The organism is Kitasatospora sp. NPDC096147, from assembly GCF_044763225.1.
In the GTDB taxonomy this organism is placed as follows: Bacteria; Actinomycetota; Actinomycetes; order Streptomycetales; family Streptomycetaceae; genus Kitasatospora.
The window spans coordinates 711,844-724,625 of sequence record NZ_JBIWFX010000002.1 but is presented as its reverse complement, the minus strand read 5'-3'; the positions used below and the strand labels follow the sequence as shown (position 1 = coordinate 724,625).

Sequence of the window (12,782 nt, the reverse complement as noted above, 5' to 3'; positions counted from 1 at the left end):
ACGGATCGGGACCTGACGCCAGGTCGGAACCTGACGCCAGATCGGCCCGGACCGACGACCCGGGTGGGGTCGGAGGCAGCCGGTGGGTCAGAGGCCGTAGCGCCGCAGCACGTCCAGGTGGGGTGCCTGGTCGGCTCCGGCGGCGGCGGCCAGCTCGGGCCAGCTGAGCGGGTGCGGCCAGCCCTTGGTGAGGGTGGTGAGCACCGCGTCCGCCTCGGCGGCGGTGGCCAGCGGCGGGACGCCGACCGCCGCGTAGACGCCGCGCAGGCTGCCGCCCGGGGTGTCCGGATCGGTGATCAGGTAGCCCTCCCCGCTGTGCACCCAGAGCCCGTACCCGGCGTCCGCCAGCGCCTCCCGCAGGGCGGTCCAGGTGGTGGTGCCGGGCCAGGCGCCGTCCAGCCACCAGGTGGTGTAGCCGGCCGGGTCGAGCAGGGTGAGCAGGTCGAAGGCGGGCCGCCACTCGGCACCGTCCTCGTCCGGGGACGGGTTCTGCACCGCCGGTCCGAAGACCACCACGTCGTGGTGGTTGAGCGGCAGGTCGTCGCCGAGCACCGGCAGGATCCGGGCGGTGGCCGGGCCGGTGCGCAGGGCGGAGAGCTCGGCCACCGTGCCGTCGCTGCGCGGCGCCCGGACGGTGACCAGCTGCCAGTCCTCGTCCACCGGGCCCTCGTCCTCCTCGAACTCCAGGCCCAGCAGGGCCCCGGCCTCCCGGACCACCGGCCAGTCCCGGTTCACGGTGGCCACGGTGACCAGGTGCCAGAGGTCCGCGGGCCAGGTCTCCTGGTGCAGGTCCTCCACGCCGTCCGACAGGGCCAGCAGCTCCTGGTAGAGCCGCTGGGCGGTCGGGTAGTCGCCCAGCCGGGTGGCGGCGGCGGCGCCGAGACGGCGCGGGGCGGGCCGGGACGGGTCCCGGGCCAGCACTGCCGCGCAGCGCTCGGCCGCCTCGGCCCAGCGGCCCTCGGCGGCGGCCCAGCGGGCCCGCACCCAGTGCGCCTCGGCCGGGCTGCCGGCCGCCAGCCGGTCGGCCAGGCGCCGCACGCCCTCGCCGTCCCTGGCCTCGATCAGGGTGGCCGCCAGCAGGTCGGCCACCGGGACGTCACCCGGCGTCAGGTCGAGCTGCTCCCAGAGCAGTCCGGCGGCGGCGCGGGCGTGGCCGAGCCCGCCGAGCACCCCGGCCAGCGCGGGCAGGTGCCCGCCGTGCGGGTCGGCGGCGTGGGCGACGGCCAGCAGGTCGGCCGCGCGCTCGCCGTTGGCGGCGGCCGGGTGGTCGGCCAGCCACTGCGCCAGTTCGCCGACCGGGACCGGGAGTTCCAGCAGCGGGAGGGCCTCGACGGCCGACCGCAGGGCGGCCAGCTGACCGGACACCCCTGCGGTGCTGCGCAGTTGGGACAGCTTGCGCTGGCCGGCGATGACCAGGGTGCGGGCCACCTCGCGGGCACCGCGCGCCACCGCCAACCGGCCGGCGATCAACAGCAGGTCCAGGCAGGGACGGTGGGAGCCGGCCGCGTCCAGGTACCCGACCCAGTGGGCCAGCCGGACGCCCAGCTCCGGGTCGTTCGGGTAGGCCCGGGCCCCGGCCAGCAGCTCCACGGCGGCAGCCCAGCGCAGCCGGATGTCGGCGTAGCTCTCGGCCTCCTCCAGGTCCGGGAGCTGGGCCAGCGCCTCCTCCCGGCGGCCCAGCGCCGCGTACTGCAGGGCCCGGCCCACCGCGAGCTTGCGGCGGTCGTCCTCGTCCAGCCGGCGGCGGGCCGCCACCTGCGCCAACTCGGCCACCCGGTAGGCCTCCAGGGCCTCCTGGTGGCGGCCGAGCCGGTGCAGCGCGGAGGCCCGGCCGTGGCCGAAGGCCAGCGAGACCTGCTCCCCGGCCGCCAGGATGCGGGCCTGGGCCCGGTCCAGGTGGGCCAGCGCCTGCTCGGGCCGGCCGGCGTCCTCCAGGGTGTCCGCGTACTCCCGGGAGAGGCAGTCGAAGCAGGCCCGGGCCGGCTCCACCCGCTCCAGCGCCTCCTCCAGCACGGCGAGCCGCTCGGGGACGTAGCCGGGGCCGTCGATGTTGGCGTGGCAGATGGTGAAGTCCTGGACGGCGCAGACCGCCTGCGGGCAGCCCTCGGTCTCCGGGCGGTGGGCGTACTCGAGCAGGGAGACCGCCTCGGCCAGTGCGGCCTCGCCCTGGTGACGCTTGTTCAGCAGGTTCTGCAGGCGCCAGTGCCGCAGGAAGACCTCCACCCACGGCAGGCCGAGCGCCCGGGCCGAGGCCAGCGCCTCCGGGAAGACCGCGTCCAGCTGCTCGTTCCGGCCCTCGACGGCGTGGCCGGCGATCTCGGCCAGTGCGGTGGCCAGCCGGTGGTGGCCGGCCTCCACCAGCCGGCCGTGGCTGTCGTGCACCCAGGCCCAGATGTCGGTGGTCATGCGTCCTCTCCCTCGGCCGGAGCACCGGCGTCGGCGGATCGGGGGGTGGTGGGCGCGGCGGCGGACGGGACGGCGGCGGTCAGGGCCGCCACCGCCGTGCCGATGCCGCCCAGGGCGGCGGTCAGGTCACCGGTGGCGGAGCCGGAGGCCGCAGCCATGATGACCTTGAGCGAGCGGAGCAGCCCGGCCGCCGTGGCGCTGCCGGTGTGCCCGGCCCGGTAGGCGTCCAGCAGTTGACGGACCGCCGGAGCGGAGAGGTTGAGGTAGAGCCGGGCCCGGACGCTGCCGTCGGTCCGGCCGGTGAAGGCCCGGGCCAGCCGGAGCGCGGCGGCCGGGATGCGGGCCTCCGCCTGGTCGTCCTCCAGCCGGGCCTTGAGCTCCGCCTCCCGGTCCGGCACCAGCACCAGCGGCAGCCCCGGCGGGTCGAAGCGGGCCGGCACCAGCTGCTCGCCACGGTCCGTCAGGGCGGCCGTCAGCCAGCCCGACTCCTCGCTGGTCAGCGGCTGTTCGGGATCGCGGAACAGCTCGCGGTTGCCGCTCTCGCCGCCCAGCTCGACCAGCCGGCACTCGCGCTGGCGGGCGTACCGGCGCAGGAAGGGCAGCACCGCGTACCGGTCGCCCCGGGCGATCGGCACCTGCATGGCCCGGTAGAGCATCTCCTCGAAGCCGCCCTCGGAGCCGAGCGCCACGTGCACCGCGCCGTCCCCGGCCGCCCGCAGCGCGCCGGCCGTCAGCTCGCCCTGCGAGGTGGGCACCGGCACGTCGTCGGCGAGCAGGGTGAACAGCCGGTCGTCGCAGAGCGCGGCGCCGAGCAGCTCCTGACCGTGCCGGGCCAGGATCCGCCGCCAGGTGGCGGGGTGCAGCCGGGCGGTCTCGTACAGGCCGTCCACGATGGCGTCGGTCAGCACCTGCTGGAGCGCGCGGTAGTGCCCGTCCCGCTGGAGGTCCTCCCGGCTGGCGGTGGGGGTGAGCAGGTCGGACTCGATCACGCCGCCGATGAAGCCGGCCCAGGAGGGCAGCAGGTCGCGGGCGTCCTCGGCCAGCAGCATGCCGCGCAGGTAGACCGCGAGTTCGCGGTTGTCGGTGGAGCCGTAGGTGCCGCCGTCCTGCACCCAGAGCAGGCCGACGGCGTCGCTGGCGCCGTCCACCGGGGCCACCGGCAGGGTGGCCAGCGGTGGGAACCGGCGGCCGAAGGCGGTGGCGAAGTGCAGCCGGGCGGCCTCCAGGCCGCCGGCCGGCCGGGGTGCCTCCCGGCGCCAGGGCACCGGCACGTCGTTCACCGGCTCCGGATCGGCGCCGACCAGCACCGGGACGGGCAGCAGCACGCAGTACCGGACGAGCACCTCGCGCAGCGTGTACTCGTCGGCCAGCCGGGCGTGTTCGGGCTTGAGCAGCAGCTCCACCCGGGTGCCCGGGGTGGCCCTCGGCGGCACCGGTTCGACGGAGTACTGCTCGCCGCCGCGGCTGGTGTAGCGGTGGCCGACGCCGGGCTCGCGGTGCGAGGTGGTGGTGACGACGACCCGGTCGGCGATCGAGAAGGCGGAGAGGAAGCCGAGTCCGAATGCTCCGATGAGTTCCTGACTGCCCGTCAATTCCCTTAGCAGTCTGGTGTATCCGGTGCCGACGGTGGCGAGGTAGGCGTGGATCTCCGGCTCGGTCAGGCCCGCGCCGGAGTCCTCGATCGCGATGGTCCGGCGGGCCGGATCGGCGCTCACCCGGATCACCGCACCACCGGCACTGCCCGGGGCCTCCAGGCTTCTTCGGGTGTGCGAATCGTGGGCGTTCTGGACGAGTTCGCGAAGGGCCACCAGGGGGGTGGAGTAGAGGTGGGTGGCCAACACTCCGACCAGGCCCCCGAGGTCGACCTCGGTCGTTCGCAGATTCCGTTCCGGCTGCCGACCGGGCTCAAGGTCTTCCGACATGAGGCCTAAGTCTGCCAGTCGGACAATCCGCCTACTAGGTTTTTCGCTTTACCGTTACCTGGCCCGGAGTTGTCCGCCTCCTGCCCGGGAGCCCCGCAGGTCAGGAGGGGGGAAATGAACCGGAGTGACGGCCTTCGGCATTTGCCGCCGACCCGCCCCACGGCAGGGCCGTGACTCGTTCGGGCGAACCGGGCGAGGACCCATTGAAGTCAATCGGCCGACTGGGGAATGCTGATCACGCGACGTCAGACACCGGCACGTTGCGGGGCGGCCACCCCGTACGGGCCACATTCGCACCAGTTAGCAGGGAGACCACCGTGTCCCGAATTCGCGCAGCCGCCACCGTCACCGCCCTCGGCGCCATTCTGCTCCTCGGAGCCGGCACCGCCCACGCCGACAACGGCGCGGGCGCCACCCACGGCTCCAACAGCAGCGTGGTGAGCAACACCGGCTCGGGGAACATCGTCGGCAGCGTCAACGGCAACGGCAACGCGACCCAGCAGGCGGCCACCGGCTCGGGCGCCTCGAACCAGAACAACAGCGCCGGGGTGGCCGGGAATTCCGGCGGCATCGGCGTGATCCAGGGCAACGGCGCGTTCACGCACTCGGTGTACTACCCGTTCGTGCTGTACTGACCCACCTCGTCCTGAGCACCCCGCAGGGGCGGGCCCGACCGGGCCCGCCCCTGTACCGTGTCCAGGCCCGGCAGCCCCGACACCGCCCCGGCGAGATCGGTCAGACACTGCGTCAGGTCGGGCCCGGCCCAACCGCCCCGCACCCCGTCGTTGACCAGGGCGAACACCGCGTGCACCCGGATCCGGGCCTCCGCCCGGCCGTACTCCGGCCGGACCCGCCGGAGCAGCTCCACCCAGCTGCGCAGGAACGCCCGGCGGAAGTCCACCGCCGCCCGGCGGTCCGGCGCCGCCAGCCGCTCGGTCTCGCTCACCATCACCCCCAGGTGGTCGCCGTGCCGCCGGGCGAAGTCCACGTACGCGTGCAGCCCGGCGGTCAGCGCCGCGTGCGGATCGGCCGCCGGCCGGCCGTCCGCCCCGGCCAGCACCTCCGACACCTCCTGCCGTAGCCGGTCCCGACAGTCCGTCAGGACGGCGGCCAGCAGCTCGGTCTTGGTGCCGAAGTGCTTGTAGACGCTCGGCCCGGCGATCCCGACGGCGGCGCCCAGCCGGTCGGTGGTCACGTTGTCGAAGCCGTGCCGGTGGAACAGCCGGACGGCCGCACCGAGCAGCTCCTCCCGGCGCCCGGCCGATGGGGACGGCGGCGCCACCGGCCGGACGGGGGCGGGCCGGTGGACGGCGGCGGGTGGCAGCGGGGCCGCCAGCACCGCCCCGGTCAGCTCGACGAGCAGCCGCTCGAACCGCTGCCGGGACGGGGCGAAGGTGTGGTGGGACAGCGCGGCCAGCACGGAGAGCGCCGACCAGCAGAGCAGACCGGCCTGTGCGGAGGAGAGTTCGGGCCTGGAGCGGCGTACGGTGGCGGCCATCACGGCCACCTCGGCCCGTAACTCCCGGCGCAGCCCGGCCCGGTGGGCCGGTGGCAGCAGCCGGGCGTCCCGCTGCCAGAGCGTGCCCAGCGCCCGGTGGTCGATCGCGGCGGCGGCCAGCGCGGCCCGCAGCCCCGCCTCCCCGGCCGCCCCGGCCCGGACCGCGCCGCGCAGCGCGGCCAGCTCGGCGGCCAGCACCTGACGGAGCAGCTCCGCCTTGCCCGGCACGTGCCGGTAGAGCGCGGGCGCGGTGACCCCGAGCTCGGCGGCCAGCTCCGCCATCGAGACCCGGTGGTACCCGTCCCGGTGGAACCGCTCCGCCGCGACGGCCAGGATCTGCGCCTTCCGCCCCGGCGACCGCCTCGTCGCCACTGCCGCCCCCCGCCGAAGCCCTCCGCGAAACCGTCCGGCCAGGCTAGCAACGATTCACTTGACGGGCCGTCCGAAGCCCCAACACCGGACGGACCGGCGGACGAAGTGCTGGACACCGGAAGCTACCGGCGATTAACTTGACCCGCGATCAGAGCCGCATCGGAGCCGACTCCGGGCCGCCACGAAGGGAGCGCCGCCGTGCGCCGCACCGTGTTCGACGAGGACCACGAGGCGTTCCGGGAGACCATCCGGGACTTCATCGCCAAGGAGGTCGTGCCGGTCTACGAGAGCTGGGAGACCGAGGGCCACCCGCCCCGCGACTTCTACCGCAAGCTCGGCACGCTCGGCGTCTACGGCATCGAGGTCCCGGAGGAGTACGGCGGCGCGGGCCAGACCGGCTTCAAGTACCAGGCCGTGGTCGCCGAGGAGTGCGCCCGGGCCGGCGTCACCTTCGGCTCCTCCGGCGTGCACACCGGCCTGGTGCTGCCCTACCTGCTGGAGTACGCCACCGAGGAGCAGAAGCAGCGCTGGCTGCCGGGCTTCGTCTCCGGCGACCTGATGACCGCGATCGCGATGACCGAGCCGGGCGCGGGCTCCGACCTGGCGGGCATCGCCACCACCGCGAAGCTGTCCGAGGACGGCACCCACTACGTCCTGAACGGCGCCAAGACCTTCATCACCGGCGGCGTGCTGGCCGACCTGGTGCTGGTGATCTGCCGCACCAGCCCGTACGACCCGGCCGACCGCCGGGCCGGGCTCTCCATCCTCTGCGTGGACACCACCTCGGAGGGCTACGCGGTCGGCCGCAAGCTGAAGAAGATCGGCCTGCGCACCTCGGACACCGCCGAGCTCTCCTTCACCGACGTGAAGGTACCGGTCGGCGACCTGCTCGGCGAGGAGGGCAAGGCGTTCGGCTACCTGACCCACAACCTGGTGCAGGAGCGGCTGGCCATCGCGGTGGGCGCGTACGCCACCGCCGCGGCGGCGGTCCGCTTCGCGGTGGGCTACGTGAAGGACCGCAAGGTGTTCGGCCAGGCGGTGGCCGAGTTCCAGAACACCAAGTTCACCCTCGCGGACTGCCAGGCGCAGGTGCTGGCCCAGCAGGCGATGGTGGACCAGGCCCTGGAGCTGTACCAGAACCGGGAGTTGACGGTGGCCGACGCCGCCGCGACCAAGCTGTTCTGCACCGAGTCGACCTCCCAGGTGGTCGACAAGTGCCTCCAGCTGCACGGCGGCTACGGCTACGTCCTGGAGTACCCGATCGCCCGGCTCTACACGGACAACCGGGTCTTCCGGATCTACGGCGGCACCAGCGAGGTCATGCGGACCATCGTCGCCAAGTCGCTCGGCCTGTAGCTCCCCACCGACCACGTCCGGCGGTGTCCCCCACGACATCGGCCGCCGGGCGTCCGGCAGCGGGCCGCTCCCCCATCGGCCCGCTGCCCATCCCCCGTCCGCCGGTCGTCAGTTGTGGTGCCCGGGGTGCTCCGTGCGCCAGGCGTCCCAGCCCGCCATCGAGGCGGCCCGGGCCTGGTGCAGGGTGCGCTGGGCCAGCTCGCCCGGCGGGGTCTCCAACTGCCGCACCCAGCCGCGCCCGGCCGAGAGCAGCGCCGCCCCGACCATCGCGGTGCCCGCGAGACCGACCAGCGCCGCCGCGCCGGTCAGCGCCACGCCGGTGACCAGCAGACCCCGGTTGACCTCGAACCCGCCGATGAACTTCTGATACGTCGCCATGGCCCCCACCCTCGGCCAGCCCCGGGCGGGCCGCACGCCGAGCGCCGGTCCGCTCGGCCATCAGGGGTGAGGCACCGTCAGCCGCCGTCCGGCCCCGCCCCCAGCACCCGGCCGGCCGCCAGCTCCAGGCCGCGCAGCATCTGCTCCCCCGTCAGGGACTGCGCCGGATCGACCAGCCACTGCGTCACCACCCCGGCCAGCAGCGCCTGGTAGAACGCGCCGAGCACCACGTCGTCCTCGGTCCCCGCGGCGTCCGGCCCCCCGATCCCCTCGGTGCCGCCCACCATCCGGGCGATCTCCAGCCGGGCCAGCCGCTGGACCCCGGCGAAGGACGCCTGCACGTCGGGCACGTCGTCCATCCGCGCGATCACCTCGAACTGCGCGGCCCAGATGCCGCGGTACTCGACCATGGCCGCCCTGATCGCGTCCCAGACCACCACGAACCGCTCGCGCGGCGCGGTCGGCGCCCCGGCGGTGGCCGCCTCGACGGCGTCACCCCAGCCGGCCACGGACGCCATCATCGCCTCGTTGAGCAGCGCGTCCTTCGACCCGTAGTGGTAGCCGATCGCGGCCAGGCTGACCCCGGCGGCGGTGGCGATGTCCCGCGCGGTGGTGCGGCTGTAGCCCTTCTCGGCCAGGCAGCGCTTGGCCCCGTCGAGCAGATCCTCACGATTTCCCATGGCCCGAAGCGTACGCCCCGTCCCAGACGATCGTCTTGCACGCTTGTACTAGACACTCGTCTCAAACGCTCGTACAGTCTTCCTCGTGACCACCACCCACGGCCTCGCCGGCCGCCGCGAATGGACGGGCCTCGCCGTCCTGCTCCTGCCGACCCTCGTGATCGCGATGGACATGGGGATCCTGTTCTTCGCCGTCCCCTTCATCAGCACCGAGCTGCGCCCGAGCGGCACCGAGCAGCTCTGGATCATGGACATCTACTCGTTCCTGCTGGCCGGGCTGCTCATCCCGATGGGCGCGATCGGCGACCGGATCGGCCGCCGCCGGCTGCTGATGGCCGGCGCGGCCGGCTTCGCCGCCGCCTCGGTACTGGCCGCCACCTCGGACGGTGCCGGGCAGTTGATCGCGGCCCGGGCGCTGCTCGGGATCACCGGGGCGACCCTGATGCCCTCGACCCTGGCGCTGATCCGGAACATGTTCCACGACCCGAAGCAGCGTCAGGCCGCAATGGGCGCCTGGGGCGCCGCGATGATGGCCGGCGCCACCCTCGGCCCGGTGGCCGGCGGGCTGCTGCTGGACCACTTCACCTGGAGCGCGGTCTTCCTGGCCGCCGTCCCGGTGATGGTGCTGGTGCTGCTCACCGCCCCGCTGCTGCTCCCGGAGTACCGGGCCCCGAAGTCCGGCCGGTTCGACCTGCCCGGCGCACTGCTCTCGGCCGCCGCCGTGCTGCCCGCCGTCTACGGCGTCAAGCACCTGGCGGTGGAGGGGTGGAGCACCGGTGCCCTGCTGGCGCTGCTGGCCGGGGCGCTGCTCGGCGCCGCGCTGGTGTGGCGGCTGCGCACGGCGGCCACCCCGCTGGTCGACCTCGGACTGTTCCGCAACCGCACCTTCAGCGGTGCGGTGGTGGTCAACACCGTGACCATGCTGGCCATGATGGGCTTCACCCTCTACACCTCGCAGTACCTCCAACTGGTGCGCGGCATGGCTCCGTTGACCGCCTCGCTGTGGGCACTGCTGCCGAGCGTCGGGGTCTTCGCCACGGTCGGGGCGTCCGGGGCGCTGGCCGACCGGGTACGGCCGGGCGTCCGGCTGGCCGGCGGTCTGGTGGTCGCCGCCGCCGGGTTCGCGATCATGACGCAGGTGCAGCCCGGATCCCCGCTGGCACTGATCCTCACCGGGGCCGGCGTGCTCGCCGCCGGGACGGTGGCGAGCATGATGCTCACCGCCGAGCTGGTGGTCTCGGCCGCACCGCCGGAGGAGGCCGGCGCCGCCTCGGCGGTCTCCGAGACCGCCACCGAGCTGGGCGGCTCGCTCGGGATCGCGCTGCTCGGTGCGGCCGGTGCGGCGGTCTACTCCGCCCGGCTGGACGACACCCTGCCCGCCGGGCTCCCGGCGGACCTCGCGGAGGTGGCCCGGGACACCCTGGGCGGGGCGGTCACGGTGGCCGGCCAGCTGCCCGACGGGCTCGGCGGACAACTGCTCACCGCCGCCCGGGAGGCCTTCACCGACGGGATGCACCTGGCCGCCGTGGTGGGCCTGCTGACCATGCTGCTCGGGGCCTTCCTGGCCCACCGCATGCTGGGTGACCTGCCCGTTCCCGCCCACACACCGGAGACGGCCGAGGACGGCGCCCGGCAGTCGGAATTGGTCTAGACCGCGAATTGTCCAAACCTCGTGTGAACACCTGGTTTTCGTCCGATGTTTCAGGACCGCTGTATACGTCGGCCCGGCGCGCCATGCATACTGGCCGAGGTGGGGCAAGTTCGCCCGACCCACGAAACAGCGAGTAATCCGAAGGGACCGGTGGTCAGGGATGCTGCGCAACGGTCTGGAACCCTGGCACCTCCTCGTGGTGCTGGCTGTCGTCATCCTGCTTTTCGGCTCGAAGAAGCTGCCCGAGATGGCACGCGGCCTCGGCAAGTCGATGCGCATCCTCAAGGCCGAGACCAAGGCCCTCCGCGAGGAGGACGGCCAGCCCGCCCCGGCGGCCGAGGGCACGGCGCAGAGCACCGCCGCCGAGCAGCCCCGGCAGCCCGCGGTCGAGCCGACGGTCATCACCAAGGCCGCCGACCCGAGCGCCCAGCAGAAGAAGATCTGACCCGCCACCACGCGCGGTCCGCACCGGGCCGCCGGCCTCGTCCCCTCCGGGACGGCCGGCGGCCCGGTCTTCTGCGTTCGGGGCCCGGCGGCTGACTGGCCGTCGGATTCATCCTGGTATCTGCTGGTGTGCACCGACGCGCACACCGGGAGGAACGGATGGCCGACCCGACCCCCGACCCCGAGGTCGAGGAGCTGCGGCAGCGACTCGCCGCGCTGGAGCAGCGGCAGGCCCCGCCCCGGCGGCACCGGGTCAGGTCGGCGTTCGCGGTCCTGCTGGTGCTGCTGGCCGCCGTGCTCACCCCGCTGAGCGTGGTCGCCGCCTGGACCAGGGCCGAGGTCGGCGACACCGACCGGTACGTCGCCACCATGGCGCCGCTGGCCGAGGACCCGGCGGTCCGGGCCGCCGTGACCGACCGGGTGACCGCCGAAGTGATGAAGCACCTGCCGGTGAGCACCCTGCTGGAGCAGGTCGCCCCCGACGACCGGCCGCTGCTGGACAAGGCACTCGGCGCCCTCGGCTCCACCCTCACCGACGGGCTGACCGGCTTCGTCCACGACCGGGTGGCCAGGGTGGTGGACAGCCCGGCCTTCGCCACCGCCTGGGTGACCGTCAACCGGGACGCGCACGCCGCCGTCGACCGGATGCTCACCGGGAAGGGCGGCGGCGCGGTCGAACTCCGGGGCGACACCGTGACGCTGGACCTGGCACCGGTGATCGCGCAGGTGAAGGACCGGCTGGTGAGCGAGGGCCTGGGCGTGGCCGCGAAGATCCCCGAGGTGCACACCGACTACGTGCTGGTGCAGTCGGACGCCCTGCCGAAGGCCCGGACCGGCTTCCGCCTGCTCGACCTGGCCGGCTTCTGGCTGCCGGTGCTCACCGTGCTGGTGGCGGCCGGCGGCGTCCTGCTGGCCGGACGGCGGCGCCGGGCCCTGGTCACCGCCGCCCTGCTGGTGGCCGGCGGAGCGGCCCTGCTCGGTCTGGCCCTCACCGTCGGCCGGGCCTTCTACCTGGACCGGCTCCCGGCCGGCGTCAGCCAGGACGCCGCCGCAGCCGTCTTCGACGCCCTGGTGCGCTACCTGCACACCGGCGTGCGGACGGTGCTGGTGCTCGGCGTCCTCGTCGCCCTGGGCAGCTGGCTGACCGGGCCCGGCCGGCGGGCGACCGGTGTCCGGCGGGTCTGGGCGGCGGGCTTCGGCGCCGTCCGGTCCACCGCCGGACGGGCCGGACTGCGGCTCGGGCCGGTCGGACGCTTCGTCCACCGGTACAAGGCGTGGCTGGGATGGGCGGCGGTGGCCGGGTGCGCGCTGGCGCTGCTGTTCTGGAGCTACCCGACCGGGGCGGTGGTGGCCTGGCTGGGGCTGGCGCTGCTCGCCGCGCTGGGCTTGCTGGAGCTGCTGGACGAACGGCCCGAAGGGCTGCCGGGCGAACGGCCCGAAGGGCAGCCGGGCGGACCGCCGGACCGGCCCGTGGACGGGGCGGCCGGGCCGTGATCCGTCGGACCGACCCCGCCCGGCGGTTCGACCTGGTGGGTCTGCTGTACGGCGTCGGCGGGGCCGTGCTGCTGCTGACCGCGTACTTCCTGGTCCCGCTCGGGGTCTTCGGGCCGCACCATCCGGTGCCCAGCTGGCTGACCTTCACCGGGGCGCTCTGCCTGCTCGCGCTCTTCCTGCTCCGGGAGATCCGCCGGGAGTACCTCGGGCTGCCCGGCCGGCCGGCCATGGCGATCCTGCTGCTCAGCGCGCTGACCCTGGTGGTCTTCTCCTCCACCTACTACGCGCTGGCGGGCGAGTTCAGCGGGCTGGCCACCCGGATCGACGCGCTCTACTTCACCGTCGTCACCCTGGCCACGGTCGGCTTCGGGGACGTCACCCCGACCGGGCAGTCGGCCCGGGTGGTGGTGATGCTGCAGATCCTCTACACCCTGGTCTTCCTGACGGCCGGGGCCACCACCGTCAGCCGGCGCCTGCACGAGCGGCTGGCCGAGCGCGCCACCGCACGGGGCGGCGGGGGCGGTGGGCACCGGCACTGACCGGCCCGGTGCCGACCGGTGCGAGCCAGTGCCGGCCGGTGC

At 74.4% G+C, this 12,782-nt stretch carries 11 protein-coding genes; 6 read left to right on the top strand and 5 right to left on the bottom strand.

Going from position 1 to position 12,782, the window contains the following annotated elements; genetic code table 11:
• Positions 1-87: 87 nt before the first annotated feature.
• Both ACIRBX_RS08795 and ACIRBX_RS08790 read right to left on the bottom strand, forming a co-directional pair.
• On the bottom strand, positions 88-2,406 hold the full coding sequence (locus tag ACIRBX_RS08795; RefSeq protein ID WP_402294749.1) for a hypothetical protein: 2,319 nt from the start codon (positions 2,404-2,406) through the stop codon (positions 88-90).
• Positions 2,403-4,328 (bottom strand): ATP-binding protein, encoded by a 1,926-nt coding sequence (locus ACIRBX_RS08790; protein ID WP_402294747.1) that lies wholly within the window; start codon positions 4,326-4,328, stop codon positions 2,403-2,405. Before ACIRBX_RS08790 ends, ACIRBX_RS08795 begins: the two co-directional genes overlap by 4 nt.
• 317 nt (positions 4,329-4,645) lie before the next feature.
• Between ACIRBX_RS08790 and ACIRBX_RS08785 the strand changes: the two genes are divergently transcribed.
• Positions 4,646-4,963, top strand: coding sequence for a hypothetical protein (locus ACIRBX_RS08785; protein WP_402294745.1), 318 nt, complete (start codon positions 4,646-4,648; stop codon positions 4,961-4,963).
• Here the strand turns inward: ACIRBX_RS08785 and ACIRBX_RS08780 are convergent.
• Positions 4,942-6,198 carry a TetR/AcrR family transcriptional regulator gene (locus tag ACIRBX_RS08780; RefSeq protein ID WP_402294743.1) on the bottom strand — a complete coding sequence of 419 codons (1,257 nt, stop codon included), beginning with the start codon at positions 6,196-6,198 and terminating at the stop codon, positions 4,942-4,944. The two genes, ACIRBX_RS08785 and ACIRBX_RS08780, sit on opposite strands and share 22 nt — an antisense overlap.
• 198 nt (positions 6,199-6,396) lie before the next feature.
• On the opposite strand from ACIRBX_RS08780, the gene ACIRBX_RS08775 reads away from it, so the two are divergent.
• Positions 6,397-7,554: an acyl-CoA dehydrogenase family protein gene (locus ACIRBX_RS08775; protein WP_402294741.1), complete on the top strand. Its 1,158-nt coding sequence runs from the start codon at positions 6,397-6,399 to the stop codon at positions 7,552-7,554.
• Between the two features lie 108 nt (positions 7,555-7,662).
• Here ACIRBX_RS08775 and ACIRBX_RS08770 read toward each other — a convergent pair whose 3' ends face one another.
• Both ACIRBX_RS08770 and ACIRBX_RS08765 read right to left on the bottom strand, forming a co-directional pair.
• Positions 7,663-7,932 carry a hypothetical protein gene (locus tag ACIRBX_RS08770; RefSeq protein ID WP_402294739.1) on the bottom strand — a complete coding sequence of 90 codons (270 nt, stop codon included), beginning with the start codon at positions 7,930-7,932 and terminating at the stop codon, positions 7,663-7,665.
• Positions 7,933-8,009: 77 nt separating this feature from the next.
• Entirely contained in the window at positions 8,010-8,612 is a 603-nt protein-coding gene (locus ACIRBX_RS08765) for a TetR/AcrR family transcriptional regulator (RefSeq protein ID WP_402294737.1), read from the bottom strand.
• Positions 8,613-8,697: 85 nt separating this feature from the next.
• On the opposite strand from ACIRBX_RS08765, the gene ACIRBX_RS08760 reads away from it, so the two are divergent.
• From ACIRBX_RS08760 to ACIRBX_RS08745, 4 genes are all read left to right on the top strand, one after another.
• Positions 8,698-10,263 carry an MFS transporter gene (locus ACIRBX_RS08760; protein ID WP_402294736.1) on the top strand — a complete coding sequence of 522 codons (1,566 nt, stop codon included), beginning with the start codon at positions 8,698-8,700 and terminating at the stop codon, positions 10,261-10,263.
• 160 nt (positions 10,264-10,423) lie between these two features.
• Positions 10,424-10,708: a Sec-independent protein translocase subunit TatA gene (tatA, locus tag ACIRBX_RS08755; RefSeq protein ID WP_402294734.1), complete on the top strand. Its 285-nt coding sequence runs from the start codon at positions 10,424-10,426 to the stop codon at positions 10,706-10,708.
• Positions 10,709-10,866: 158 nt separating this feature from the next.
• On the top strand, positions 10,867-12,201 hold the full coding sequence (locus ACIRBX_RS08750; protein ID WP_402294732.1) for a hypothetical protein: 1,335 nt from the start codon (positions 10,867-10,869) through the stop codon (positions 12,199-12,201).
• Positions 12,198-12,740 carry a potassium channel family protein gene (locus tag ACIRBX_RS08745; RefSeq protein ID WP_402294731.1) on the top strand — a complete coding sequence of 181 codons (543 nt, stop codon included), beginning with the start codon at positions 12,198-12,200 and terminating at the stop codon, positions 12,738-12,740. The genes ACIRBX_RS08750 and ACIRBX_RS08745 overlap by 4 nt, the downstream gene beginning before the upstream one ends.
• The last annotated feature ends 42 nt before the right edge of the window (positions 12,741-12,782 follow it).

Coding starts and splice junctions, on each gene's coding strand:
- tatA (WP_402294734.1), top strand. CDS start 10,424: ATGCTGCGCAACGGTCTGGAACCCTGGCACCTCCTCGTGGTGCTGGCT.
- ACIRBX_RS08795 (WP_402294749.1), bottom strand. CDS start 2,406: ATGACCACCGACATCTGGGCCTGGGTGCACGACAGCCACGGCCGGCTG.
- ACIRBX_RS08750 (WP_402294732.1), top strand. CDS start 10,867: ATGGCCGACCCGACCCCCGACCCCGAGGTCGAGGAGCTGCGGCAGCGA.
- ACIRBX_RS08790 (WP_402294747.1), bottom strand. CDS start 4,328: ATGTCGGAAGACCTTGAGCCCGGTCGGCAGCCGGAACGGAATCTGCGA.
- ACIRBX_RS08770 (WP_402294739.1), bottom strand. CDS start 7,932: ATGGCGACGTATCAGAAGTTCATCGGCGGGTTCGAGGTCAACCGGGGT.
- ACIRBX_RS08765 (WP_402294737.1), bottom strand. CDS start 8,612: ATGGGAAATCGTGAGGATCTGCTCGACGGGGCCAAGCGCTGCCTGGCC.